This is a genomic window from Spongiactinospora rosea (assembly GCF_003315795.1).
GTDB classification, from domain to species: domain Bacteria; phylum Actinomycetota; class Actinomycetes; order Streptosporangiales; family Streptosporangiaceae; genus Spongiactinospora; species Spongiactinospora rosea.
Genome location: NZ_QMEY01000002.1, coordinates 167,509 through 194,144, shown reverse-complemented (window position 1 = coordinate 194,144; position 26,636 = coordinate 167,509). Strand labels below are relative to the sequence as shown.

The 26,636-nt window shown below is 70.8% G+C and carries 17 protein-coding genes and 1 pseudogene; 11 read left to right on the top strand and 7 right to left on the bottom strand.

Translation table 11 applies throughout. The features are described from left to right. Positions 1-3 precede the first annotated feature (3 nt). Genes DP939_RS06300 through DP939_RS06270 form a run of 7 tightly spaced genes read left to right on the top strand, consistent with a single transcriptional unit; the run spans position 4 to position 15,630 of the window. Positions 4-7,533, top strand: a complete 7,530-nt coding sequence (locus tag DP939_RS06300; protein WP_158578483.1) for a non-ribosomal peptide synthetase/type I polyketide synthase — start codon at positions 4-6, stop codon at positions 7,531-7,533. 21 nt (positions 7,534-7,554) lie between these two features. Beyond that, entirely contained in the window at positions 7,555-8,145 is a 591-nt protein-coding gene (locus DP939_RS06295; protein WP_113979648.1) for a DUF6817 domain-containing protein, read from the top strand. Further along, positions 8,145-11,264, top strand: coding sequence for a non-ribosomal peptide synthetase (locus DP939_RS06290; RefSeq protein WP_199564988.1), 3,120 nt, complete (start codon positions 8,145-8,147; stop codon positions 11,262-11,264). Before DP939_RS06295 ends, DP939_RS06290 begins: the two co-directional genes overlap by 1 nt. Beyond that, positions 11,261-12,277, top strand: a complete 1,017-nt coding sequence (locus DP939_RS06285) for a TauD/TfdA family dioxygenase (protein ID WP_113979647.1) — start codon at positions 11,261-11,263, stop codon at positions 12,275-12,277. Before DP939_RS06290 ends, DP939_RS06285 begins: the two co-directional genes overlap by 4 nt. After that, a complete protein-coding gene (locus tag DP939_RS06280) occupies positions 12,274-13,563 on the top strand; it encodes a phenylacetate--CoA ligase family protein (RefSeq protein ID WP_113979646.1) in 1,290 nt (429 codons plus the stop codon). Before DP939_RS06285 ends, DP939_RS06280 begins: the two co-directional genes overlap by 4 nt. Then, positions 13,560-14,774: an aminotransferase class V-fold PLP-dependent enzyme gene (locus DP939_RS06275; RefSeq protein WP_113979645.1), complete on the top strand. Its 1,215-nt coding sequence runs from the start codon at positions 13,560-13,562 to the stop codon at positions 14,772-14,774. Before DP939_RS06280 ends, DP939_RS06275 begins: the two co-directional genes overlap by 4 nt. A gap of 31 nt (positions 14,775-14,805) precedes the next feature. Continuing rightward, a complete protein-coding gene (locus DP939_RS06270; protein ID WP_113979644.1) occupies positions 14,806-15,630 on the top strand; it encodes a thioesterase II family protein in 825 nt (274 codons plus the stop codon). A gap of 105 nt (positions 15,631-15,735) precedes the next feature. On the opposite strand, the gene DP939_RS06265 is transcribed toward DP939_RS06270, so the two are convergent. Next, positions 15,736-16,818 (bottom strand): lipocalin family protein, encoded by a 1,083-nt coding sequence (locus tag DP939_RS06265; protein WP_113979643.1) that lies wholly within the window; start codon positions 16,816-16,818, stop codon positions 15,736-15,738. 231 nt (positions 16,819-17,049) lie between these two features. Between DP939_RS06265 and DP939_RS06260 the strand changes: the two genes are divergently transcribed. Next, a complete protein-coding gene (locus tag DP939_RS06260) occupies positions 17,050-18,654 on the top strand; it encodes an FAD-binding protein (RefSeq protein WP_199564987.1) in 1,605 nt (534 codons plus the stop codon). Here DP939_RS06260 and DP939_RS06255 read toward each other — a convergent pair whose 3' ends face one another. From DP939_RS06255 to DP939_RS06235, 5 genes are all read right to left on the bottom strand, one after another. Beyond that, on the bottom strand, positions 18,655-19,332 hold the full coding sequence (locus DP939_RS06255; RefSeq protein WP_113979641.1) for a response regulator transcription factor: 678 nt from the start codon (positions 19,330-19,332) through the stop codon (positions 18,655-18,657). Continuing rightward, the gene (locus DP939_RS06250; RefSeq protein WP_147267894.1) at positions 19,272-21,227 is read right to left on the bottom strand and encodes a sensor histidine kinase; all 1,956 of its coding nucleotides are present in this window, start codon (positions 21,225-21,227) and stop codon (positions 19,272-19,274) included. The genes DP939_RS06255 and DP939_RS06250 overlap by 61 nt, the downstream gene beginning before the upstream one ends. A 251-nt stretch (positions 21,228-21,478) precedes the next feature. Next, positions 21,479-22,525 carry an aldo/keto reductase gene (locus tag DP939_RS06245; protein ID WP_113979639.1) on the bottom strand — a complete coding sequence of 349 codons (1,047 nt, stop codon included), beginning with the start codon at positions 22,523-22,525 and terminating at the stop codon, positions 21,479-21,481. A gap of 69 nt (positions 22,526-22,594) precedes the next feature. After that, the gene (locus DP939_RS06240) at positions 22,595-23,017 is read right to left on the bottom strand and encodes a VOC family protein (protein WP_113979638.1); all 423 of its coding nucleotides are present in this window, start codon (positions 23,015-23,017) and stop codon (positions 22,595-22,597) included. A 289-nt stretch (positions 23,018-23,306) separates the two neighbouring features. Then, positions 23,307-24,425 carry a S1 family peptidase gene (locus DP939_RS06235; RefSeq protein WP_113979637.1) on the bottom strand — a complete coding sequence of 373 codons (1,119 nt, stop codon included), beginning with the start codon at positions 24,423-24,425 and terminating at the stop codon, positions 23,307-23,309. A 167-nt stretch (positions 24,426-24,592) separates the two neighbouring features. Here DP939_RS06235 and DP939_RS06230 point away from each other — a divergent pair, with 167 nt between their 5' ends. After that, positions 24,593-25,144, top strand: a complete 552-nt coding sequence (locus DP939_RS06230) for a dihydrofolate reductase family protein (protein ID WP_199564986.1) — start codon at positions 24,593-24,595, stop codon at positions 25,142-25,144. Between the two features lie 47 nt (positions 25,145-25,191). Here DP939_RS06230 and DP939_RS49075 read toward each other — a convergent pair. Next, positions 25,192-25,248 (bottom strand): annotated as a pseudogene (locus tag DP939_RS49075) (hypothetical protein); the annotation flags it as partial. A gap of 122 nt (positions 25,249-25,370) precedes the next feature. Between DP939_RS49075 and DP939_RS06220 the strand changes: the two are divergent. Together DP939_RS06220 and DP939_RS06215 are read left to right on the top strand one after the other, a co-directional pair. Next, entirely contained in the window at positions 25,371-26,006 is a 636-nt protein-coding gene (locus tag DP939_RS06220) for an NAD(P)-dependent oxidoreductase (protein ID WP_113979635.1), read from the top strand. Positions 26,007-26,051: 45 nt separating this feature from the next. Next, the gene (locus DP939_RS06215; RefSeq protein ID WP_113979634.1) at positions 26,052-26,603 is read left to right on the top strand and encodes a PadR family transcriptional regulator; all 552 of its coding nucleotides are present in this window, start codon (positions 26,052-26,054) and stop codon (positions 26,601-26,603) included. Positions 26,604-26,636 lie beyond the last annotated feature (33 nt).

Genomic DNA, 26,636 nt, shown 5'->3' with positions numbered 1-26,636 from the left:
GGAATGACACACGAGATCACGGACGACAGCGGAGCGCCGGAGGGCGCGGTGGCCATCGTGGGGATGGCGCTGCGGTTCCCCGGGGCGGACACCTTGGACGGCTTCTGGCGGAACCTGCGGGACGGCGTCGAGTCGATCACCACCTTCACCGATGAGGAACTGCTGGCCGACGGCGTCCCGCCGGAAGAGTCCGCACGGCCCGGCTATGTGCCCAGGCTCGGCGTGCTGGCCGACATGGCGGGCTTCGACGCGGCGTTCTTCGATTTCTCCCGCCGCGAGGCCCAGCTCCTCGACCCCCAGCATCGCCTGCTGCTGGAGTGCGCGTGGGAGGCGCTGGAGCACGCCGGCCGCCCTTCGGGGACGGACACGGTCACGGGTGTGTACGCGGGCGTGGGGGAGAGCGCCTATCTCCACCGCAACCTGCTGCCCAACGATGACCTGGTGGCCCGCGTGGGCGCGTTCCAGACCTCCATCGGCAACGACAAGGACTTCGTGCCGACGCGCATCTCCTACAAGCTGGACCTGCGCGGGCCGAGCATGAGCGTCCAGACCGGGTGCTCGACGTCCCTCGTCGCCGTGCACATGGCGTGTCAGGCCCTGAACAACGGCGAGTGCGATGTGGCGCTCGCGGGAGGCGCGACCGTCCTCCCGCAGCGGCGGGGTCATCTCCATGAGGAGGGCGGCATCAGGTCGTCCGACGGCCACTGCCGCGCGTTCGACGCCGCCGCGGACGGCACCGTGGCGGGGAGCGGCGCCGCCGTCGTGGTGCTCAAGCGTCTCGACGCGGCGCTGGCCGACGGTGACGTGATCCACGCGGTCATCCGCGGCTCGGCCGTCAACAACGACGGGGCCAGGAAGGTCGGCTTCACCGCCCCGAGCGTCGAGGGGCAGGCCGACGTGATCGCCGAAGCGCTCGCCGTCGCCGGCGTGGACCCGTCCACGATCTCTTATGTCGAGGCCCACGGCACCGGTACGCCGCTGGGCGATCCCGTGGAGATCGCCGCGCTCAAGAGCGTCTTCGGCGAGGGTCCGGCGGGCCGCTGCGCGATCGGCTCGGTGAAGACGAACGTCGGGCACCTCGACACGGCGGCCGGCCTGGCCGGGCTGATCAAGACGGTGCTCGCGCTGAAGGCGAGGCGGCTCCCGCCCTCGTTGCACTTCCGCGAGCCCAATCCGCGGCTCGGCCTGGAGGACAGCCCCTTCCACGTCAACGCGGCCCTGACGCCGTGGCGCGGGGAGCGGCTGCGCGCGGGCGTCAGCTCGTTCGGCATCGGCGGCACCAACGCGCACGTCGTCCTCGAAGAGGCTCCCCCGCGCGCGGCGGCCGGGGAGGGGGAACGAACCAGGCACATCCTGCCGATCTCCGCCGCGACACCGACCGCGCTGGAGAAGAGCGCCGCCAATATCGCCGGCCACCTCATGGCGAACCCGGACGAACGCCTCGAAGAGGTCGCCTACACCCTGCAACGTGGCCGCTGGGCGCTCCCGCATCGCGGTTTCGTGGTCGCGAGCGGCGCGGGCGAGGCCGCCGAGGCGCTGAGCATGGGCATCCAGGCGCGGCACGCCACGGACGGCGACCGCCAGGTGCTCTTCGCCTTCCCCGGTCAGGGCACCCAGAGCACGGGCATGGGCCGGGTGGCCTATGAGCAGGAGCCGGTGTTCCGGGCGGAGGCCGACCGGGCCGCGTCCATGCTGCTGTCGCTGACCGGCATCGACGTCCGGGCGGTACTGGGCTTCGGCGCGCCGCCGCCCGCCGACGAAGGGGCGATCGACCAGACCGCTCTCGCGCAGCCGGCCCTGTTCGTCATGGAGTACGCGCTCGCCCGGCTCGCGGAGTCCTGGGGCATGCGGCCCGCGGGCATGGTCGGGCACAGCCTCGGCGAGCTGGTGACGGCCTGCGTCGGCGGGGTGATGTCGCTGGAGGACGCGCTGGGCCTGGTCGCCGCGCGCGGCCGGCTCATGCAGGGCGCGCCGGCCGGTGCGATGACGGCCGTCCCGCTGCCGGAGGGCGAGGTCGTGCCACTGCTGAAAGGCGGCCTGGACCTCGCCGCCGTCAACGGCCCCCACGAATGCGTGGTGGCCGGCCATTTCGACGCGATCGCGGATTTCGAGGCCGGGCTCACCGACCGGGGTGTGGTCTCCAAGCGCCTGCGCACCTCCCACGCCTTCCATTCGCGGCTGATGGACGACGCCGCGGCCGCTTTCGAGGAGGCGGCCGGGCGGATCCGGCTCTCGCCGCCGTCCATCCCGTTCGTGTCGAACGTCACCGGTGACTGGATCACGGACGAGGACGCCACGAGCCCCGGGTACTGGGCGCGGCAGATCCACGCCACGGTGCGCTTCGGCGACTGCCTGGGCACCGCGCTCGGCACCGGCGCCGCGCTCGTCGAGCTGGGTCCCGGCCAGGTCCTGACGAAGCTGGCCCGCGCGGCCGGGGCGGACGCGGTGGCCTGCCTGCCCGTGGGCGGGACGGACCTGCTGACAACGGCGGGCGAGCTGTGGTGCCGGGGCGTCGCGATCGACTGGGACGCGCTGACCGGCGGGATCACACCCCGCCGCACCGTCCTGCCCGGCTATCCCTTCGAACGCGAGCGCTGCTGGATCGACCCGCCGCGCCCGTCCAGGCGGACGGCGACGCCCGAGCGCGACGCCGCGGAACCCCCGCATGCCGCGGAGCCCGTCGCGGAGGAGCCGCACGCGGGCGCGGCGGTGTACGACGATCCGGCGGAACTGGAGATCGCGGCGATCTTCTCCGACCTTCTCGGCGCCGAGGACATCGGCCCGGATGACGGGTTCTTCGAGCTGGGCGGGCATTCGCTGCTGGCCGCTCAGCTCGTCTCCCGGGTACGCGCGCTGCTCGGTGTGGAGATCTCGCTGCGTACCTTTGTCGAGCACCCGACGATCCGTGGCCTGGCGGATGCGATCCGTGGCGCGGAGAAGGGCGCCGGCCCGGCGGCCCTGCCGGTCATCGTCCCCGACCCTGGCAACGCGGCCGAGCCCTTCCCGCTCACAGACGTCCAGCAGGCGTACTGGATCGGCCGCACGGGCGTCTTCGACATCGGCAACGTCGGCATGCACGGCTACGAGGAGTTCGAGGTCGCCGACCTGGACCTGGGCCGTCTGGAGCGCGCCTTCCGCCGGCTGATCCGCCGCCACGGCATGCTCCGCGCGATCGTGCTGCCGCACGGCGAACAGCGCGTCCTCCCCGAGGTCCCCGACTACGTCATCGTGGCGCAGGACGTGCGCGGGCTGCCGGACGAGGCGGTGCGCGCGGCGCTCGACTCCACCCGCGAGTCCATGTCCCACCAGGTGTTCGCGCCCGAGCGGTGGCCGTTGTTCGAGCTGCGCGCCACGGTCATGGACGGCGGCAGGACCCGCCTGCACTACAGCATCGACGGCCTGATCACCGACGCCAGGAGCTCGAATCTCCTGCTTCGCGAGCTTTCCGGCCTCTATCAGGACCCGGATCGGGAGCCGCCCCAGCCGGAGCTCTCCTTCCGGGACTACGTCCTGGCCGAGGAGAGCCTGGAGCAGAGCGAGCCGTACCGCCGTGCGGAGGCGTACTGGCGCGAACGCGTGCCGGACTTCGCCCCGGCGCCCGAACTGCCGCTGGCCCGTGACCCCGGCGACATCGACACCCCCCGCTTCAGCCGGGTGCACGGGACGCTGGAGGAGCGGTACTGGGAGCCGGTCAAGGCGGCCGCCTCGCGGCGCGGGATCACCCCCACCGCGCTGTGCATCGCGGCCTACAGCGAGGCGATGGCGACCTGGTCCAAGAACCGCCGGTTCACCCTCAACCTGCCGATGGCGAACCGGCTCCCGCTGCACCCCGGCGTGGACGCCGTGGTCGGCGACTTCACCTCGGTGACGCTGCTCGAAGTCGACGCCTCGGGCGGCGGCACGTTCGCCGAGCGCGCCCGCGCGGTGCGGGACCGGCTCCTCACCGACATCGACCACCGGCTCTTCAGCGGTGTTCGCGTGCTGCGCGAGCTGAAGAGGGTACGCCCCGACACGGCGATGCCGGCGGTGTTCACCAGCCTCTTCCTCGACCACGGGCAGGACACGGGGATGGGCGAGGAGATCTTCAGCATCTCCCAGACGCCGCAGGTGTGGATCGACGCCCAGGTCTTCGAGTCCGAGGGCCGCCTGGTCCTGGACATCGACGCGGTGGACGACCTCTTCCCGGAAGGGCTGGTCGCCGCCATCCACGGCGCGACCCTGGACATGCTGCGCCGGCTGGCCGCGGACGAGGGGCGGTGGGACCAGGCGCTGCCGTCCCTGCTGCCCGCCGAGGACCGGGCCCTGCAGGAGAGCTACAACCAGACCGCGGGCCACCGGCCCGCGGGCCTGCTGCACGAGCCGTTCTTCGCCATCGCCGCGCGCACGCCCGGCCGCCCGGCCGTCATCACCGGGACCCGCACGCTGAGCTACGGCGAGCTGGCCGGCCGGGCCCATGTGATCGCCGCGCGGCTCAAGGCCCTGGACGTCCGGCCGAACGACCTGGTCGCCGTGGTCATGGACAAAGGCTGGGAGCAGTCCGCCGCGGTCCTCGGAATCATGGCCTCCGGCGCGGCCTACCTTCCCGTGGACGCCGAGTTCCCCGAGGAGCGGATCCGGTTCCTGCTCGGCCACGGGCGGGTGCGGGCGGTCCTGACCCAGTCCCAGGTGGCCGAGCGCATGGACGCCGCGCTGGGAGCGGACGGCACGGTGCTCCGCGTGGACGCGCTGCCGTCCGGCCCGGTCCCGCCCCCGGACGGGCCGATCGCCACCGAACCGGGCGACCTCGCCTACGTGATCTTCACGTCGGGCTCGACCGGTGTGCCCAAGGGGGTGATGATCAGCCACCGCGGCGCCCTGAACACCGTCGTCGATGTCAACGACCGCTTCGCCATCGGCGAGGGGGACCGGACGCTGGCGTTGTCGTCACTGAGCTTCGACCTGTCGGTCTACGACATCTTCGGCCCCCTGTCCGCCGGCGGTGCCGTGGTGGTGCCGGACGCGGCCTCGCACCGCGACCCCGCCGCCTGGCTCCGCCTGGCGGAACGGGCCGGGGTCACCGTGTGGAACTCGGTGCCCGCGCTGATGGAGCTCCTCGTCGAGCACATGATCGTGAAGGAGGAGAGCAGCCGGGCGCTCCGCCTGGTGATGCTGAGCGGCGACTGGTTCCCCGTCACCCTGCCGGAGCGGATCAGGCGGGTTCTCGGCGAGCCGGAGATCGTCAGCCTCGGCGGTGCGACGGAGGCGTCGATCTGGTCGATCCTCTACCCGGTCGGCGACGTACCCGCCGGCTGGCCGAGCATCCCGTACGGCCGTCCGATGCGTAACCAGACGTTCCACGTCCTTGACGATTCGCTCAAGCCCCGCCCGGCCGGTGTGCCCGGTGACCTGTACATCGGCGGCATCGGCCTGGCCGAGGGGTATCTGCGCGACGAGGAGCGCACGGCCGCCGCTTTCATCCACCACCCCGTGACCGGCGAACGCCTCTACCGCACGGGCGACCTGGGCCGGTTCCTGCCGAGCGGCGACATCGAGTTCCTCGGCCGCGAGGACTTCCAGGTCAAGGTGCAGGGGTACCGGATCGAGCTGGGCGAGATCGAGACGGCGCTGATGCGGCATCCGGACCTCCGCAGCGCCGTGGCCACCGTCCACGGCGAACCTCGCGGCGCCAAGCGGATCGTCGCCTTCGTCGTCCCGGAGGACGGGCGTCCGCTCCCGGCCGACCTGCGTGCCTTTCTCGGCGAGCGGCTGCCCGAGTACATGGTGCCGAGCGCCTTCGTCGAGATCGAGGCCCTGCCGCTGACCGCGAACGGCAAGGTCGACCGCAAGGCGCTCGTCGTGACCGAGCGCGTGTTCGAGGACACGGTGGCGTACGAAGCGCCCTCGACCCCGATCGAGGAGACCATCGCCTCGGTATGGGCGGGGATGCTGCAGGTCGAGCGGATCGGCCGGCACGACCACTTCTTCGAGCTCGGCGGCGACTCCCTGATGGCCATGCGCACGGTCGTGCACCTGCGCAAGGCACTCGACCTGGAGATCCCCATCCGGGTGCTCTTCGACAGCCCGACGCTGGCGGGCATCGCCGCCGTGATCGAGGGCCTGCGGCACGACGGCGAGTCTCACGCGGTGTCGGGGCCGGTCGCCAGGCAGGATCGGGAGGGGCCGGTGCCGCTGACGGCCGCCCAGGCCCGCCTCTGGTTCCACGACCAGCTCGTGCCGGGCAACACCACGTACAACCTCGTGCAGCCGTTCCGGCTCTCCGGACCGCTCGACGTCGCCGCCCTGCGCGGCGCCTTCGCGGCCTTCGTCGAGCGGCACGAGGTGCTGTCGATGTCCTTCGAGGCGGACGAGAGCGGTCCCCGCCAGGTCCCAGGCGGCGGCAGGCCGCTGGACTTCCAGGTCGCCGACCTGGGCGGCGACTCGGTGGAGCAGGTGATCGCCGAAGAGGCGCGCATCCCCTTCGACCTGCCGAACGGCCCGCACTTCCGTGTCCGGCTGCTGCGGGTCGCCCCCGAGGAGCATGTCCTGATCGTCTCGGTGCACCACATCGTCTGGGACGGCTGGTCGACCTCGATCATGGTCCGCGAGATCAGCGCGCTCTACGGGAGCCGGTCCGCGCTTCCCGCCCCCGGCGTCGGCTACGCCGACGTCGCGGTGTGGGAGGCCGGGCAGTCCGGCACGGGCGACTTCAAGCCGCAGATCGACTTCTGGCGCAGCCGGCTCGCCGCACCGCTGCCGGTTCTGGCCCTTCCCACCGATGGGCAGCTCGACGGCTCCGACGTGATCGAGGGGGCTCGTGCCGCCCTCGCGATCGACCCCGCCGTGGCCGCCGACTTCAAGGGCGTCTGCACCGCCGAACGCGCCTCCACGTTCATGGGGTACCTCGCCGCGTGGAAGGTGCTGTTGCAGTGGTGGTGCCGGCAGCGGGACATCATCGTGGGGGTGCCGGCGGGCCACCGCGCCCACCCGCAACTGGAGAACACGATCGGGTTCCTCGTCAACAGCCTGGCCATCAGGACCCGCTTCACGGGCGATCCCGATTTCACGGACGTGCTGAAGGAGGTCCGCGAAAGGGCCCTGGAGGCGTACGCGAACCAGGACGTGCCCTTCGACCACGTCGTGCAGGCGATCAACCCGGTCCGCCGCGCGGGCGAGTCGGCACCGGTCTTCCGTACCTGGTTCCTGCTGGAGGACGTCCCGCCGCCGGAGTGGGACATCCCCGGCGTGCGCGCCGAGGAGCTCGACGCGGAGTTCCTTCTTTCCGTGCACGACATCAAGCTCACGCTCATGACCACGGCCGACGGTGGCATGGAGGGCGGCATCGATTATCGGGTCGGCCTCTTCAGCGAATCCACGGTGCAGCGCCTGACGCGTTGCCTGGGCGAACTGGTCAAGCTTCTTTCCGCTCGTCCGGACACGAAGGTGAGCGTCATCAACCGAACGCTGGAAAATCTGTGGGAGGGCAAGGAGGAAACGCGGAGACAGCGATCCTGGAATGAGATCCGCGCACAACGCGTATCCGTTCGAGAGCGGTGAGAAGAATCCAAGGAGTTTGCCATGCTTGACGCTGAAAAATATCGCGGCGACCTGGTCCGGCTGGGCCTGCACAAAGTCGCCCACCAGGACGAGACCTTGATGAACCACATGTTCCGGGCGTGCACCATCCTCCAGGACATGCAGGCGGCGGACCACGTCTGTCTCGCGGGGCTGTTCCACGGCGTCTACGGGACGGAGGGCCTGCACAACGACAATGTCGAGTCCATTCCCGAGGACAAGCGCGTCGCGGTCCGCGCGATCGTCGGAGCGCCGGTGGAGCAGATGATCTTCACTTTCTCCGTCATGAGCTACCAGTCCCTGGGCAAGAGCTTCCGCAACATGATGCGCCCGAAGGGGAAGCCGGAGATGAAGGATCGGCGGACCGGCGCGGACATTCCGCTGGAGCGGGACGAGTTCTTCGACATTTTGCGCATGAAGCTGGGTGACGTCCTGGCGCACATGCCGCAGCAGGCCGGCAACACCCAGCTCAATCTGCCGGCGGAATACTCCGGGTTCTGGAAGGTCGCCGCCGAATACCTCGGCCCGGACGCCGTCGACACCTGGAACAAGTACACCGACCGGCAGATGTGGATCGATCCGGAGGAGAACTGATGACCCAGGAATGGGAGGGTTTCCGACTCTCCAAGCAGCAGGAGCACGTTCTCGGTCTCGCCTCCGGCGGACCGACCGGCCGGACGGTCGCGGGGGTGGGCCTCGCGGCGCCGCTCGACCGCGACGTGCTGGAGCGGGCCGCCCACGACGTGGTGTCCGCCCACGAAAGCCTGCGCACCGCCTACCGCAAGGTTCTGGGCGAGCACAGCGCCGTGCTGATGGTGATCGAGGACGGCCCGCTGGTCGGCGTCCGGGAGAGCTCCGGTGACGACGCGGCGCTGGCCGCGCTCGTCCGCGAGGAGGCGCGGGCCACGGCGGGTGAGGACGATGAGCGCGTCGTGCGGCTGACCCTGTTCACCCACGCCGACCAGCGGCGCTCGCTCGTGGTGTCAGCCCCGCGGATGAGCATGGACGGGGCCTCGGCCGAGATCTTCTTCCGGGACCTGCGGCAGGCGTACGCCTCGCGGCTGAGCGGCACGCCGTGGAGCCGCGACGATGTCGTGCAGTACGCCGACTACGCGCAGTGGCAGTTCGAGCAGGGACCGCCGAGCGATCGCCAGAAGGAGATCGCGGCCGACCGCGCGGCGCGGCTCGCCGAGCTGCCTCCCCTGTACCTGCCGCTGGAGCTGCGTTCCAGCGAGACGGGGCACGAAGACCTGGAGTGGACGCTCCCCGAACCTTTGGCGCGGCGGCTGCGGAGCCTGGCGGAGGGGCTCGACGGCGGTCTGCGCAGTGTCCTGCTGACCGGCTGGTTCGTCGCCCTCTGGCACGCCACCGGACGGCCGGAGCGCCTGGCGGTCGACGCGACGCTCACGCGCCGGCCGTTCGAGGAGATGCTCGGGTCGATCGGGCGGTTCGAGACCCCGATGCCGATCCTGGCCGCGATCTCCGACGAGACGACGCTGGACGAGCTGCTGCGGGCGGTGGACCTGGAGCTCGACTCGTTCGAGCAGGCGGACGAGAGCTCCGTGGAGCCGGCCGGGCAGCATGCCGGCGCCCTCCCGGGCTTCAGGTTCGGCGACGCGACCGGGTTCGCCTCCGCGGAGGCGCCCGCCTTCTCCGGCCTGTGGGTCGAGCCGTCCGACGACGCCCGCAAGATCGGCCTTTCTGCGCAGGGCACGGACGGGGAGATCCGTCTCACGTTGCACCACCAGGCCATGAGCCTGGCCGAGGGGGGCGCCGACGCGCTGCTCCACTGCCTGCGGGCCGCCCTTTCTGCGCTGGGCGGCGCCCTGTCGGCCGCCGTGCACACGCTGGCGATGCTCGACGAGGACTCCGCGCGCGAACTCGTGGCCGCCACCAACCCGGCGCAGCCGCCCGTACGGCCCGCGACGCACTGGCACCGGCGGGTCGAGGAGAGCGCGCGGCGCACGCCCGACGCCCCGGCGCTCAGGTACGCCGCCCGCACCTGGAGCTACGGTGAGCTGGACCGGGCCGCCAACCGCCTGGCCGGCGAGCTGGCCGGGCGGGGCGTGGGCGCCGGGACGCTGGTCGGGCTCTTCCTCGAACGTTCCGACCTCGCCATCGTCTCGATGCTGGCGATCGCCAAGGCCGGCGCCGGCTACGTGCCGGTCGATCCGAGCCTGCCCCCCAAGCGCCGCTCCACCATCATGGACGCGGTCGGTTTCACTCACGTCGTGGCGACCGCGGAAACGGCCGCGAGCCTGACGGCGGACTGTGACATCGTCCTCCTCGACGCGGACCTGACGGTCTGCGCTAACCGCGGCGACGAGCGCCCCGACGTGGCCACGGCCGACGACGACCCCGCGTACGTCCTGTTCACCTCGGGCTCCACCGGCGTGCCGAAGGGGGTGCTGGTCGGCCACGGGCAGCTCGCGGCCTACCTGGACGGCGTGCTCGACCGGCTGGGCCTCACCGGCACGATCGACTCGGTCGCCCTGAGCACCCTGGGCACCGACCTGGGGAACACCGGCCTGTTCCCGCCCCTGCTGAGCGGCGGCGAGCTTCTGGTGATCCCCCCGGACGTCTCCGCCGACGCGCAGGCACTGGCGGAGCTGCTGAGCCAGGAGAGCTACGACCTCCTCAAGATCACGCCGACGCACCTGGAGTCCGTCTTCGCCGTGGCGGAGGAGCCCGAGCGACTGATGCCGAGCAAGGCCCTGGTCGTGGGCGGCGAGCCGTTCGGCTGGGGCGCGTACAACCTGTTCCGCGGCTTTCTCGGCGGCTGCAAGGTGTACAACCACTACGGCCCGACCGAGACGACCGTGGGCGTGCTCTGCGGGGAGACCACCTCGGGCGACCTGGCCACGCTGGCCTCCAGCGTTCCGCTCGGCAAGCCGATGCGGCACGCCCGCGCCTACGTCCTGGACCCCCAGCGCAGGCCGCTGCCCGCCGGCATTCCCGGCGAGCTGTGGATCGGCGGCTCCTCGGTGTCGCAGGGGTACCTGTCCGGCACGGCGGAGCAGCAGGAGCGGTTCGTGGCCGATCCCTTCAGCCCGGATCCGTCGGCGCGGATGTACCGGTCAGGGGACAAGGTCCGCTTCCTGCCCGGCCACAGCATCGAGTTCCTCGGCCGCATCGACCGCCAGATCAAGGTACGCGGCTTCCGGGTGGAGCTGGGGGAGATCGAGGCGGTCATGCGTCAGCACCCCCGGGTGACGGGCAGCCTCGCCGTGGAGGCCGGCGAGAGCACCGCCGCCCACATCGTGGGCTACCTGATCGACACGGAGGGCGGCCGCGGGTCCGCGGACTGGTTGCGGGAGTTCCTGGCGGAGAGGCTTCCGGACTTCATGATTCCCGCCCATCTGGTGGCGCTGGACGCCTTCCCGCTGACGAGCACCGGGAAGATCGACGCCTCGATGCTGCCGGAGCCGGGCCTGTACAGCGAAGGCTCCACGTCCTACGTCGAGCCGCGCACCGAGACCGAGAACAGGGTCGCCGGCATCATCGCGCAGCTCCTGCTGCTCAAGCAGGTGGGCGCCGATGACGACTTCTTCGAGGTCGGCGGCCACTCGCTGCTGGCGACCCAGCTCATCGCCAAGCTGCGCGACGACTTCAAGGTGAACATCAAGCTGCGCAATCTCTTCGAGCGCCCCGTGGTGTCGGAGCTCGCCGAGTTCATTGACCGGCTCCTGGAGAAGAAGGCGGAACAGGCATGACGAACCAGACGACGGCGGCCCCGAAGGGCCGCTTCGGCAGCTCGCGGAAATCCATCTCGGTCAGCAAGGACTCGCTGGTCCGTGTGGATCCGCTGGCCGAGGGATCACGGGCGGTGATGTGCGCGCCGACCGTGGCCGGCCTTGACGCGCGGGAGTGGCTGTCCAGCTCGGGTGACACGCTGGCGCGGCTGCGTGCCGAGCACGGGGCGGTCCTGCTGCGCGGCTTCACCCCGCTCGACGCGGCGGGGCTGGCCGAGCTCGCCACGGCGCTCACGGGAGGGCTGCGCGACTACGACAACCGCTCCACTCCGCGGCAACGGGTCGACGGCAACGTCTTCACCTCGACGGAGTACCCGCCCGACCAGACCATCCCCGCGCACAACGAGATGTCGTACACGGCCTCCTGGCCGTCCACGCTCTTCCTCACCTGCCTGGTCCCGGCGGCCGAGGGCGGCGAGACGCCCGTGGCCGACAGCGCCCGCGTCCACTCCCGGCTGCCGGCCGAGACCCGCGAGCGTTTCGAGCGCGACGGCGTCATGTACGTCCGCAACTTCGGCCACGGCCTGGACCTGAGCTGGCAGGAGGTCTTCCAGACCGAGGACCGCGACGAGGTCGACGCGTACTGCGCGAACAACGGCATCCAGGTGGAGTGGCTGGGTGGAGAGCGGTTGCGCACCCGGCATGTGGTGCAGGCCACCATCACCTCACGGGCGACCGGCGAGAGGGTCTGGTTCAACCAGGCGCACCTGTTCCACGTCAGCTCGCTGCCCGAGGGAGTCCGGCGCGAACTGCTCGAAAGCTTCGCCGAGGACGAGCTGCCGCGTAACGCCATGTACGGCGATGGCAGCCCGCTGGACCCCGAGCACCTGGCCCAGATCCGGGCGGCCTACGACGCGGAGGAGATCGCGCTTCCCTGGCGGACGGGCGACGTCATGATCGTCGACAACGAGCAGTTCTCGCACGGCAGGAGGCCCTACTCGGGGGCCCGCAAAGTCCTGGTGGCCATGGCATGACCGGCTCGGCCACGTTCGAAGCCGTGCGAGAAGAGATCGCCTACGCCTTCGACAGCACCGTCTTCTTCCGCGATCATATGGAGGCCAACGGCCTGCGGCCGGAGGACATCAAGGACGCGGACGACTTCCTGCGCATCCCGCCGACGTCGAAGTCGCACTATCGCCGCAATTTCCCGACGGGGGTGCTGGCCAAGGGATACACGCTCAACTCCTCGCACGTCATGCGCTTCCAGAGCTCCGGGACCTCCGGCGATCGGCTCAACAGCGCCATTCTGGCCTATGACCTGGCGCGGCGGCAGGCCACCGCGATCGGCGTGAACCGCCGCTTCGACGACCTCTGGCGGCCCGGCAGCCGACCGAAGATCTGCCGGTACGCTCCACCGAACTGCTCCGACGTGGAGTGCGCGACCGGATTTTCCGGCATGGAGGACCGGACACTGCCCGACGGCACCCTGGTGCTGACCGTCGCGCACGACCTCCTGGCCACGCCGGAGTGGCAGATCGTCAAGGCCCTCGACGAGATCGAGCTGTACCAGCCCGACCTGCTGGTGGTGGACCCGACGCACTTCGCCTTCCTGACCAGGTGGGCACGGCGGCTCGGACGCCGGATCACCTCGCCGCGCCCGTTGCACATCGTGTGCGGATACACGCTCATGACCCGGGCGGCGCGGCGCCAGATCGAGGACTTCATGGGCCCGGACGTCCCGATCGGCGACATGATCGGCATGTCCGAGCTGGGTTACCTCGGGTTCGACTGTCACCTTGGACACCGGCACATCAACGACCGGGACTTCTTCGTGGAGTTCGTCCGGGACGGCAAGCCCGTCCGCGAAGGCCAGATGGGCGAGCTGTACGTCACCACGGTGGACGACGGACTGATCCCGCGCATCCGGTACGCCACCGGCGACTACTTCACCCCCCTGGGCGGCTCGTGCGACTGCGGCAGCGACCTGCCAGTGGTGCGGATCGAGGGCCGGGGCACCCACATGGTCCGGCTCCCGGACGGCCGCCTCGTCACGCCGGGCGCGCTGGACGCCGCGGTCGGCGATGTGCCCTGGATCGATCTGTACAAACTGGAACAGGACCTCACCGGTGCGTGCACGTTCCGGTACGTGCCTGGGGCCCAGGCGCCGGCCGATGACGCCGCGGCGCTGGAGCGTCGCCTGACGGAGATCCTGGCGCCCGCCCCCGTCCGGGTCGAGGCCGTGGACTACATCGCCTGCGAGCGCAGCGGCAAGTTCCAGTCATGCATCTCCCACATCTCCGCGAAGGAGGCCGCGCGATGATCCGCCGAGACGATTTCCCAGCCCTGCATCGCGAGATCGACGGACAGGTGATCTCCTACCTGGACAACGCGGCCACGACCCTGAAACCGCAGTCCGTCATCCAGGCGATCACCGAGTACTACGAGACCAACGGCGCGAACATCCACCGCGGCAAGCACCGGCTGTCAGAGGAGGCATCGGACGCCTACGAGGCGTCCCGGGTGACGATCGCCCGTCACATCGGTGCCGCGGCCAACGAACTGGTCCTGCTCCGCAACACGAGCGAGGCGCTCAACCTGGTCGCGAGCGGGCTCGGCCTGGACCCGGACGCGTACATCGTGGGCTGCATGGACGCGCACCACTCGCAGCTCCTTCCCTGGCGGCGGGCCGGCCGCCTGGACCTGACGCGGGTGGACGCCCACGGCCGGCTCGACCGCGACCACTTCCGGGCGCTCCTGCGCGGCCGGCCGAAGGTGGTCGCGCTCACCTACTGCTCGAACGTCACCGGCGTCGTGCATCCGGTGGAGGAGCTGATCGCCGAGGTCCGCTCCGCCTGCGACGCGACGATCGTCGTCGACGCGGCGCAGTACCTTCCGCACCAGCGCGTCAACGTGCGGGAGCTGGACGTGGACTTCCTGGCCTTCTCCATGCACAAGATGCTGGGCCCCACCGGGGTCGGCTGCCTCTACGGCCGCAGTGGACCGCTCGCCGCGCTGCGGCCCCTGGCGGTCGGCGGCGGCATGGTGGACTGGGTCGATCTCGACGGTAGTGTCGATCGGCGGATCCCGTTCAAGTTCGAGACGGGCACGCCGGCCATCGCGTCCGTCATCGGCAGTGCCGCGGCGATCCGCTACCTGGAGGCCGCGGACGGGCCGGCGCGCCACCAGCACGATCGGGAGCTTCGCGCGGCGCTGGTCGGCGGGGCTCTCGCCCGCCCGGGGCTGAGCCTGATCGGCCCGCCGGAGGAGAGCGACAGGATCGCGCTGGTGACCCTGCGCCTGGACCAGAACCTCCCGACCGGGGAGGTGGCCCGCATGCTGAGCGACTCCTACGGCCTCATGGTGCGCAGCGGTCATCTGTGCGCGCAGCCCCTGGTCACCGAGCTGGCCGGGGGCGAGTCCCTGCGCGTCTCGGCGTACTCGTACAACGAGGTCGCCGAGATCGAGCGCTTCTACCAGGCGCTGGATGAACTGCTGGCCTGGATAGGCCCCGTCGCGGCCGGCGCGCGCTGATCTCTTTTCGGTCGAACAACAGAGGTGTCACATGTCGAGCGGGCGGGTCTTGTCTCTGATGTGCTTTCCCCACGCCGGCGGCGGGATGGGGCGTTTCCGCAAGTGGCGGGAGGATCCGCCGGAAGGTGTCAGGCTGGTGCTGCCCGACCTGCCCGGCCGGGAGGGGAAGATCTCCGACGATCCTCTCCCTGACGTCGCGTCGGCCGGCCAGTACGTGCTCTCCGAGCTGGCGGAGGAGATCGAGAGCAGCGACGACCTCGCGATCGCCGGGATCAGCTACGGGGCCCTGGTGGCCTACGACGTGGCGGCGCGCCTGGAAGCGTCCGGGAAGAGCGTCCGGGCGATCTTCGTCGCCAGCCAGCGAGCGCCGGCCACACCCCTGCCGGATGTCAACTGGCGGTCGCTGGACGACCGGCAACTGCTCGCCGAGCTGATCGCGATGGGCGGGCTGAGCCCCGACCTGGGGGACGACGAGGAGTTCATCGAGCTGTTCCTGCCGATCATCCGGGCGGAACTGCACGCGAGCGAGTCCTACCTCAAACCCGCCACCGCCGGCCGCCTGCAGTGTCCGATCTTTCTGTACCACGGCAACGAGGACGCCGCGATCCCGGTGACCTCGACGTACGCGTGGTGCGCGGAGACCGCTCACTTCTCGATGAGAACACTTGAGGCCGCCCATTTCCTGCTCGGGCCGGGCGGTGAGGACATGTGGTACGAGGCGTTGCGGAAGGACCTGGCACTGCTCACGTCCAGTGGTGCGGCCGATCGCATTTTCACGGGGAAGGAGGAGGTCTCGCTCGGACGACGGTCAGGCGGGTCCGGCGCGTGGCGGTCGGCGACGACGGCGAGCACCTGATCGCCCGGGCGCGGGCGGTGGGCGGATCGGGCCGCCGGCGCAGGGGCGGGCGCGCCTGCCGGCGGCCCCGGTCGCATCGCGCCGGGCGACTCGATGCGCCGGTGTTCAGGATTTCCACTCGCCGGTCATCTCGACGTAGTTCTCGCCGAGGACCTTCTTGCCCTGGTACATACCGTTGAACGCCACCGTCGCCTCCAGGTAGCCGCTCCCATCGGGAGTCTCGATCTCCTGGTCCGGGTTTCCGGTGACCCGTACGTCGAGCACGGTGTCCAGGGCGGGAATGCGGACGCGCCAGCGAGTGGGATAGCTCTGGCCGGTGGCCGGACTGGTCCACTGCCGGGAGGCGCCCTTCGCGAGCGGCTCGACGGCGACCACCTCGTAGGAGCCGTCCGGGCGCAGGACGGTCGCCCAGCTGTTCTTGGACTTGGCGCCGACCGTGTCCCAGAGGGCGACCTTGTCGCCATTGGGCATGCTGAAATTCATCCACGTCCACCGGACCAGCGACCTGGGCATCTCCCCCCATTGCCTGTCCAGCCAGGAGGTGCCCCTGACCTTGTGCTCCCTGCCCTGGATGGAGAGCGTCCCGGACGTCCGCATCTCCGGGAGCGCGAACTCCTGGTTCGGCACGCCGTCGGCCAGGTGGAACACGCCGGTCGACGCGTAGTTCATGGCGGGGCCGGTGGGCGCGAGCTGGACGTCGAGCGATCCCCAAGGCGTCTTGACCCGCACCGACTGGCGGACGGAGTCGCCTGTCCAGCTCAGCCCCGGCGCCTTGATGTCGAGCTTGCCCTGGCTCCACCGGTAGTCCTTCGGCTCGACCATCGCGGCGTAGTCCTTGTACCACCCGGTGGTCTTGTTGATCACTGAGAGTGTCCAACGGTAGGCGGCCTCGTCCCGGTTCGGCATGATGCGCGTGTGGACCTGAAGGCCGAAGTCCTGGCCGTTGGCTTTCACGGAGCTGGTGAAGTAGATCGAGTCGAACCAGGTCAGTTCGGGCCCGGGCGTATGCCGTCCCAGATCGGCCGCGGGATCGACCGCGGCCGGGATCTCCGACCTGGCAGGGCGGTCGGCCGGTGTTTCCGGCGTGCGAGAGGCCTGGGCCGAAGAGTCGGTGAACGTACAGAGCGCCAGAACCGCCGCGATGGTGACCACGGTCGCCGTTCTGCTCCTGATCCGGATTGCGGGCATGAGGATTCCTTCCTGCGCCGTCCAGGGCGGGACATAGTTGGTATTGCCAACATAATGGTTGGTAATCCCAACGATGTCAAGGGAGTCGGCTGCCGCTGGACCGGGCCGTCAGCGGAAATACGGGGGTTAACCCCCATCTCGGACGGGTGCCAAGGCGGTTCTCCACCCAGTGATCACGCTTCTAGCGTTGCCATCGCACGGATTTCGGTCGAGAGCAGGAGGTGTTCGATCGTGAGCGAGGTGAACCGCCGCGGATTCGTGGGCGGAGCGGCAGTACTCGGCGGAACGGCGGTGCTGGGCCTCGGCATGCCGTCGAAGGCAGGGGCTCAGGAACTGGGGCCGGTCCGGATAGCCCCGAATGACCCACGTTATGGGGATCTAGCCATACGCCGGACGAACCAGCGGTTCGACGCCAGACCGGAGTACTTCCACGTGGTCGGCTCGACCGAGCAGGTAGAGAAGGCCGTGGAGGAGGCCGTCAAGGCCGGCAAGCGGGTCACCGTGCGCAGCGGTGGCCACTGCTACGAGAACTTCGTCGGTGACGGCGCGCAGGTCGTGATCGACATGTGTGAGATGTCGGAGGTGTACTTCGACGACGAGCGCGGCGCGTTCGCGATCGAGGCGGGCGCGACGTTGATGCAGGTGTACCGGACGCTGTACCTGGGCTGGGGGGTGACGATTCCCGGAGGCCAGTGCGGCGGGGTGGCGGCCGGCGGCCACATCGCCGGCGGCGGCTACGGCCAGCACTCGCGCCGTTTGGGCTCGGTGGTCGACTACCTGCACGCCGTCGAGGTCGTGGTGGTGGACCGTTCGGGGCGGGCGCGTACGACGGTCGCCACGAGAAATCCGTCCGACCCCGACCATGACCTGTGGTGGGCGCACACGGGCGGCGGAGGCGGAAACTTCGGCGTCGTGACGCGCTACTGGATGCGCGACCCTCAGGCGAAGGGGAAGGACCCCCGTAAGCTGCTGCCCAAGCCGCCGCCGGCCCTGCTGGTCTGCCATCCGGCCTGGTCGTGGAGTGATATGACCGAGGAGTCGTTCACCACGCTGCTGCGCAACCACGGCGAGTGGCACGAGCGCAACAGCTCCCCCCGCTCGCCGTACGCGGGGCTTTGGAGCTCGCTGATCGTCCAGAGCCGCGTGCAGGGTGCGGAGCCTGGCGGCATGATCCTGCCGACCATGATGGACGCCTCCGTTCCGAACCCCGAGCGTCTGCTCACCGAGTACTTCGCGGCGCTGACGCGGGGAGTGAAGGCGCAGGGGTACATCCCTCCGGTGCAACGGCTGCCGTGGTACCACGCGGTCAGCACACAAGCGCTCGGCGCTGACCAGGAGTCCGGGAGGTTCAAGGCCAAGTCCGCCCAGATGCGCCGGCGTTTCACCGATCGGCAACTCCGGGTCGCCTACGACCACCTCAGCGTGGCCGGCCCGGCCTCTTCGAGTGGCGTGTTGCTGCTGGCGTCCTACGGCGGGCGGGTCAACACCGTGGCCCCCGGCGCGACCGCCGTGGCCGAGCGCGACTCGATACTCAAGGCGCTCTATGTGGGCTCCTGGACGGAAGGGGAGGGGGCCGAGCGCATCGCCTGGGTGCGGCGCTTCTACCGGGCGATGTACGCCGACACGGGTGGCGTGCCGGTTCCGGGCGGCGCCAACGGCGGCGCCTACATCAACTATCCCGACATCGATCTGGCCGACCCGGCGTGGAACACCTCCGGCGTGCCATGGTCCACGCTCTACTACGGTGGCAACTACCCGCGGCTGCAGCGGGCGAAGGCCCGCTGGGACCCGCGCGGGGTGTTCCGGCATGCCCTGTCCGTCCGGCCCACCCGTTGATCAAAACCCGGTAGGGTGCGGCGGCGCCGCCCGCGCGTGGTTGAGGAACGCGAGCACGGCCAGGACCCGGCGGTTGGTGTCGTCCGTGGCCTCAAGGCCGAGTTTGGTGAAGACGGCGGCGATGTGCTTGCCGACCGTACCCTCGCTGATGTGGAGCCGGTCGGCGATGGCGGCGTTCGAGCGTCCCTGCGCCATGTACTGGAGCACCTCGCGCTCGCGCGGGCTCAGCGACGCGACCGGGTGCAGGGGCGAGGTACCGCCGAGCAGCTTCGAGACCACCTCCGGGTCCATGGCGGTGCCGCCGGCCGCGACCCGGCGCAGCGCGTCGACGAAGTGGCCCGTGTCGAACACCCGGTCCTTGAGCAGGTAACCGACGCCTCCGGCGCCGTCGGCCAGCAACTCGCGGGCGTAGATCTGCTCGACGTACTGCGACAGGACCAGTACGGGAAATCCCGGATGGCGCGTGCGGGCCTCGATGGCGGCCCGTACCCCTTCGTCGGTGTAGCCGGGCGGCAGGCGTACGTCCACGATCGCGGCGTGCGGCCGATGCCCGGCCAGGGCGTCGAGGAGCTCCTCGCCGGTGTCCACCGCGGCCACGACCTCGATGCCATGAGCCCTCAGAAGGTGGGTGAGCCCTTCCCGGAGGAGGTAGGCGTCCTCGGCGAGGACAACGCGCATGGAATCTCCAAGGTCGCAACGGTCGGTCCGCCCGGTGGGCTGGACAGGGTCAGAACTCCGTCGAATCCGTCGAGCCGGCGCCGGATGCCGTGCAGCCCGCCCTCACGTCCGGCCACGGCGCCGCCCCGCCCATTGTCGGCCACGGTGACCGTCAGCACGCCGTCCGCGTGGCGCAGCTCCACCAGGACGCTCGACGCGGCGGCGTGTTTGGAGGCGTTGGTCAGCAGCTCGGACACGGCGAAGTAGACCGCCGCCTCGATCGGCGCGGCCACCCGGCCCGGCAGATGCACGCGGACCTCCGCGTCCAGCGGGGCGTCCATCGCCAGGGTCCGTACGGCGTCGGCGAGCCCGCGGTCGGCGAGCACCGGCGGATGGACGCCCCGGATGAGCTCGCGTAGCTCGACGAGCGCGGTCATCGACATGTCCTTGGCGCCGGCGATCATCGCCTTGGCCGCCTCGGGGTCCTGGTCGATGAGCCCTTCGGCCGCCCCCAGCGTCATCCCGACGGCCACCCACCGGGCCTGCGCGCCGTCGTGCAGGTCGCGTTCGATCCGGCGTAGCTCGGCGGCCTGAACGTCCCGGATCTGATCGCGGCTGCTGGTCAGCGTGTCCACCCGGCTCGTCAGCAGCGCCGCCCTGGCCGGGCCGAGCAGCGAGCGGCTCAGCAGGGCGTGGCAGCGCAGCATCGCCGGGGCGACCCCCATGCCGAGGGCGGCGGCGAGCAGGCCGAACACCGGGGACGGGATGCCTGACAACGCCGGTACGGCGGCGTACAGCAGGTCGTCGGGCGACCACGTCAGCCCGGTGAGCAGGCCCAGCGCCGAGGTCCACGACCACAGCCAGCACAGCCCGGCCAGCCCGCCGACGACCAGCAGCGCCGGACCGGCGAAGAGCACAGCGCAGATGGGCGCATCCAGGAGCAACCATGCCAGATCCCGCCAGGAGGCCCCGTCACGTACCATCCACCCGAACCGCCGCGCCCGCACGACGGCTCCCCGCGTGCGATGGACCGTGCCGACCGGCCCCCACCTCAGCCGGTAGGACCCGTCCGGCTCGGGGCCGGGCATCGGCGGCTCTGGGCGGTATGGTTCGGCGATCCGCACACCCGTCCACTCGCCGATCTTGGCCCGGCGCCAGGACACGAAACGACGCGAGCTCGACACGGCCTCAGGCCACAGCCGCCTCGGCAGCAGCCCGATCGCCACCACCTGGGCCACGGCGAACACCATCGCCACCCCGGACAGCACGAGGCTCATGCACAGCCGCGCCCCGGCGCGACTCCCCACCCTGATCCCCGCCCCGACGGCCGCCGCCACGCGGCCCGGCACGCGGCGGGACGACGGCGCGAGCAGCACCCGGGTCCAGCGGGCGTGCAGGCGTAACAGCCGGGGCCCGAGGGCGAAGCCGAGCAGCGTCGCCGCGACGCCGGCCGGTCGGTGGAACCACACCGCCACGAGACCGCCACCGATCAGTGCCGGCGCGAGTCCCGCCAGGACGCCGCCGATCAGCGGGTTGAGCATCATCCACAACAGGTCGCGCGCGGTCGCCGGATCGCGGGCGACCCACCGCAGCCGCGCCAGGTAGGCGGGCAGGAACGCCGAGCGGAACAGAGCGTCGCCGTCGCGATACCAGCCGTCGGGATCGCACACGGGCGGCGGCGGAGCCGGACGGTAGGGCGAGGCGATCTCCACGCCACCCCACCGGGCGGCCAGCCGGCGGGCCAGTGCCGGCAGCCGGCGGCCGTGCTCGACGAAGAACGCGGGAGACGGCAGTCCCGCGTGCGCGCCCACGAAGATCACGACCAGCAGCGGCGGCCCCAGCAGCGCGAGCCCTGCCAGCGCCAGGGCTCGTAGAGGTGCGCCCATGTACCCGGCGAACCCGCTGCCTTGCCTCACCCCGCGCCTCCACGAGCTCCGCGATTCCGGCCACCCGAGGGGCTGGGCCGTCCGGCTCCTAGTGATTCGTACGATGAAAGCACGCCGGCGGGGAGCGACGGCATGGGTGCCACCCCCCGTCTCCGGGGTGCGGAAAAGGCCACCGCTCGCCGGGTGGTGCTGCACCGAGGCCCCTCAGAACCGTGCGTGAGTCCGTACTGCCATACGCGGGCAGATGCCGTCGGCGGCAGGAGTCCGGCGCGGTCGTCGGATCAGGCTGCGGCTCGTTCGCCGCCCGGCCGCCGGCGCAGCCCGGCCCGGGTCACGGCCGGTGGGTCGTAGGACACATCGAGCAGGCCGATGTCGGTGCCTGGAGGCACGATCTCATCGATCCGGTCCAGGACGTCATCGCCGAGGACGGTCCCGGCGCCGGCCAGCAGATCGTCGAGCTGGTCCATGGTGCGCGGGCCGATGATCGCCGTGGTGACGGCCGGGTGGGCGACCGCGAACGCCATCGCCATGTGCGTCAACGACATCCCGGCCTCCCCGGCAAGCAGGGCGAGCCGTTCGACGGTGTCGTGGGTGCGCTCGTCGGTCATGTGCCGGGGCACCCAGGCCATCCGGCGCTCGGAGATCTCGCGGTCCTTGCCGTCGTTGCGGTTCTTGCGGTAGCGGCCGGTGAGCAGGCCCATCCCCAGCGGGCTCCACACCAGCGTGCCCATCCCAAAGCGTTCGCACACGGGCAGCACCTCGCGTTCGATGCCCCGGTTGAGCAGGGAGTACGGCGGCTGCTCGGTACGAAAACGCGCCAGACCGCGCCGCTCGGCCACCCACTGGGCCTCGACGATGTCCGAGGCGGGGAAGTTGGAGGTGCCGATGGCCCGTACCTTGCCCGCGCGCATCAGATCGGTCAGCGCGGCAAGGGTCTCCTCGATGTCGGTCCGCGGGTCGGGGTGGTGGATCTGGTACAGGTCGATGTGGTCGGTCTGCAGGCGTCGCAGTGAGTGCTCGACCTCGGTGACGATCCAGCGCCGGGAACTGCCGGCGCGGTTGGGGTCCTTGCCCATGGGGCTGTTCACCTTGGTGGCCAGGACGACGTCGTCGCGGCGGCCTTTCAGCGCCTTGCCGACGATCTCCTCGGTCTCGCTGTAGGAGTACACGTCGGCGGTGTCGATGACGTTGATTCCCGCGTCCAGGGACCGGTGGATGATGCGGGCGCATTCATCGTGGTCGGGGTTGCCGACCTGGCCGAACATCATGGTGCCCAGGCAGTAGGGGCTGACCTGTATTCCGGTCCGTCCCAGTGGGCGCATCCTCATTCCGGCCGTCTCCTTTCGTCGTCTTCGAGGGGTGCGGGAGGCGTGCTCCCGCACCGCGAGTGTCGGTGTTCAGCCGTTGTAGTCGCTGACGACGTCGATGACCCAGGTGATGCCGTAGCGGTCCTTGAGCATGCCGTAGAGCGGGGCCCACTGCGCGGGTGCCAGCGGCTGCACGATGGTGGCGCCTTCGGAGAGCCTTTCCCAGTAGGTGGTGATCTCTTGTGTGGTCTGGCCGCGCAGGGACAGGAAGAACGCGTTCTCGCCCGGGTTCCACGGCGTTTGCGAGGGCACGTCGTAGGCCATCACGTGGAAGCCGTTGGCGGCCAGTACCTGGCCCCACATCACCTGGTCCGCCTCGGCGGGGTCTTGTACGTTCCCGGCGTCCTTGTAGGTGACGGCGGCGAGGTCGCCACCGAAAACGGACTGGTAGAACTCGAGTGCCGCGCGGGCCTGGCCACGGAAGTTCAGGTGGGTCACGGACGTGACGGCCATTATTGGGCTCCTGATCGTTGGTCGTCGTTTCTGGGCGCCGTTGTCCGGCGCGAGACAACACTCACAGGGGAAGGGGTCGGATAGTGGCCGCTTCTCCGGGCGATATCGGGTCATGCCGAAGACCTCGGATCGACAGGACCCCGCCCTGCCGGGGGCCGGGCGGCCCGGATAAGAAACGTGTGATCGCGGCAGTGTGTGCGACGGCCACCGGGCGGGGGCCGCCAAGGCCGCGCCCGCGGAGGCCGCTGGATTCAGCGTGACCGGTTGCGGGGCGGCCCTGGAACGGCGGTCACTGCGCGGTGAGCAGGGTGAGTCCGTAGACGGCCAGGACCTCGTTGATCGGCTGGTAGTAGCTGGCCCCGCCGGTGGAGCAGTTGCCGGTGCCGCCGGAGAGCACGCCCTGGGCCTGGTTGCCGGCCACGAGCGGCGCTCCGGAGTCGCCGGGCGCGGAGCAGACCGACGCGCGGATCAGGCCGGTGACCGTGCCGTCGGGGTAGTTGATGGTGGCGTTGTACTGCTGGATGGTGCCGCAGCGCGCGCCGACGGTCACCCCGAGGGAACAGGCGCTGGAACCCGGCTGCGCCTCGGTGGAGCCGGCGATCCGGATGCCGGTCGGGCGACCGACCAGGCCGACCGCCTTCAACGCCGGATCGAGAGACGCCCAAGCGTAGTCGTCGCCAGGATAGGACCAGCCTTCGACCTTGCCTATCGTGCTCGGGGGCGTGCCGTCCGGTCGGGGCTTGAGGCAGTGGCCGGCGGTGACGAATCCCTGTTTTTCGCCACGGCGCACCGTGAAGCCGATCACGCAGGTCCGGAGGCCGGTGAGGTAGAACGGGTCGCCGCCGCGGACGTCGCGGTACGGTACCGGCCGCTCGGCGGTGACCTCGACCCGTACGGCGGCGCGGTCCACGCCGCTCGCCCGCACGAACGCCTCCCCGGCAGCCGCGTCGGCGGCCAGCACCACGACATGGTTGGCCCGTACGTCCGCGTGCCAGCCGCGGATCGCCTGGCCTGGGGCCGGTGCCCGGTTGAGCGTGCCGACGATCGACTCCAGGTCGGCCAGCGACCGGCCGACGAGGACGGGCCGCGCGCCCGCCGCGGCGAGGGCACGGACGTCGGCGGCATCGGTGGTGGCGACCACCAACGCGCCGGTCTCGTCCACCCAGGAGCCACCGAAGCGGCCGGCCAAGCGAGCGCGCAGCGCGGGCGCCAGCTCGGCCGCCCGCTGTTCGCGGGCCGGCCGTTCGGCGGCCTGCGCGCGGGTCAGGCCCAGATCGCGGCCCACCTGCTCGGCCATCCCCGGCGGGTACCCGGAGGGGGCCGGCCGTGCCTGGGCGGGAGTTGCGGACAGTACGAGCGCCACCGCGGCGAGCACCAGGCCCGCGGCGGCTGGACGGTTCCTGCGCATGGCGACTCCTCACATGGCGGTGCCGCCACGGTACGGCGTGCGCCCGCGCTGGGGACCTACCGATCACGCCATCGCACGGCGCTATACACGGCCCGCCCTCACCTGCTGATCTTGCCGAGGAACACGTCCAGGACGGCGCGCAGGGGGACAACGGGATCCGGGACGTCATGATGAGCATCGACGACCCCGAGCAGGAGAGGTGTTTCGTCAGCCGCCTGTGGGAGGCCGGGGCCTTCCTCTTGGGCCGCGACACCGACGAGATCATGGCCGGATACCGGCCCACCGCCGAGGAGATCCCCAAGCTGAAGGCCGAGCCGGGCAAGGGGATCGTCGCCGCCGGCGGCACCACGTTCATGCGTTCACTGATCGAACTCGGCGTGGTCGACGAGTACCGGCTGTGCGTGCTGCCCGCCGTCGCCGGCAAGGGCGCGCCGCTGTTCCCCGTACTGGACCAGGCTCTCAACCTGCGCCTGGTCGAAAGCACCGCCTTTCCTCCGGAATCCTCGAACTGGTCTACACGCCGGCCGGCAGGTGACACCCAGCGCCTGCCCGTCCCCGGGGCCGTTCCACGCTCCGGCCAGGTCCCGCGTGCCGCTGAACCGGGCCGCCGGGTCCGAGGTCAGCCGGCCGGGAGGGGGGCTTGGCCGAGCACGCGGGCGCCGTTCGCGGCGGAGGCGCGGACCGCGGCGAACCCGGAAGCGATCATCTCCTGCTCGTAGGAGCGCAGCACCGGGATCAGCGGGCCGCCACGGGTCAGGGCGGCGGTGAGCGCCGCCGCGTCGCGGAGGGCATGGCCGGCCCCGGCCCCGGCCGCCGGGCTCATGGCGTGGGCGGCGTCTCCGAGCAGCGTGACGCGGGTGGTCTCCCACGGCGGGATGGCGTGTTCGAGCTGGAGTATTTGTGACTAGTCGCGTTTGACTACTTCTTTGCACTACTATCGCGGCTATGAGGATCGCTGTGCTGGGGGCCACCGGGCCCACGGGGGTTCAGATCGTTCGGGAGGCGGTCGCCGCCGGGTATGAGGTGACCGCTGTGGTGCGAAGGCCCGAAGCGGTGGAGGGGGAGAAGGTTCGGGTGGTGCGGGGGGATGTGCTGGAAGCGGGGTCGTTGGAAGGGGCCTTCGACGGGGTGGGGGCGGTGTTGTCCGCGGTCGGGTCGCATTCGGGGCGGAAGCCGACGTACGTCTACTCGCGCGGGATGGCGAACGTCCGGGCCGAGATGGTGGAGGCCGGGGTGCGGCGGCTGGTCGTGGTCGGGGCCGTGCCGGTGCAGACTCCGCAGGAGAGTGCGCCGCTGGATCGGTTCGTCGTCCATCCGTTGCTGCGGTCGCTGTTCGGCGGGGGTTATGACGATCTGCGCAGGATGGAGGCCGAGCTACGCGCCGGCGGCGGTGAGGTGGACTGGACGGTGCTGCGGGTGCCGAGGTTGCTCAACGGTCCGCCGCGGGGGGAGTACCGCGTCGCCGTCGAGCGGCCCTTGCGGGGTGCCCGCGACATCAGACGGGCCGACCTGGCCCGCGCCATGCTGGCGGCCATCGAGGATGCCGCACTGGTGGGGAAGGTGGCCACGGTCGCGAGGTGAGCACCGTGTTTGACTAGGCGGGCATGGTCAAGCTGAACTATTCGGGTGAACAGCGCACGGCTCTTCGTCCTCAGCATCCTGGCTCGCCGGGGGCCCATGCACGGCTACCAGATCCGGCAGGAGGCCAAGCTCGACCGCACCGAGTTGTGGACCGACATCAAGCCCGGTTCGCTGTACAACGTGCTGCACCGCATGGAGCAGGTGAACTTCGTGGAGGTCGTGCGCACTGAGCGTGGGGGCGGTGGCAACTCGCCCGAGCGCACCGTGTACGCGATCACCGACGAGGGCCGGGCGGAGCTGCTGATCCAGCGGGACGCGGCGCTGCGCGACGTCCGGGTGCGTCCTGATCCGGTGGACCTCGCGTTGCAGTACGTTCCCGACCTCAGTGAGCAGGAACTACGGGACGCGATCGACGCCCGGCGGCAGGCCCTGCTCGCCAACCTCGCGATGATGCAGCAGGAGCACCGCACCGCCCGGCCGTACCTGACCGGGCTGGAGCCGATGCTCTTCGAGCACAATCTCGCCCGCCTGCGCGCGGAGATCGCCTGGCACGAGGCGCTTCTGGAAGAACTGCCCACGTTGCTGGCCGACACCTGAACGAACGCCGCCCGACCCGGACCGGCCTCGTCC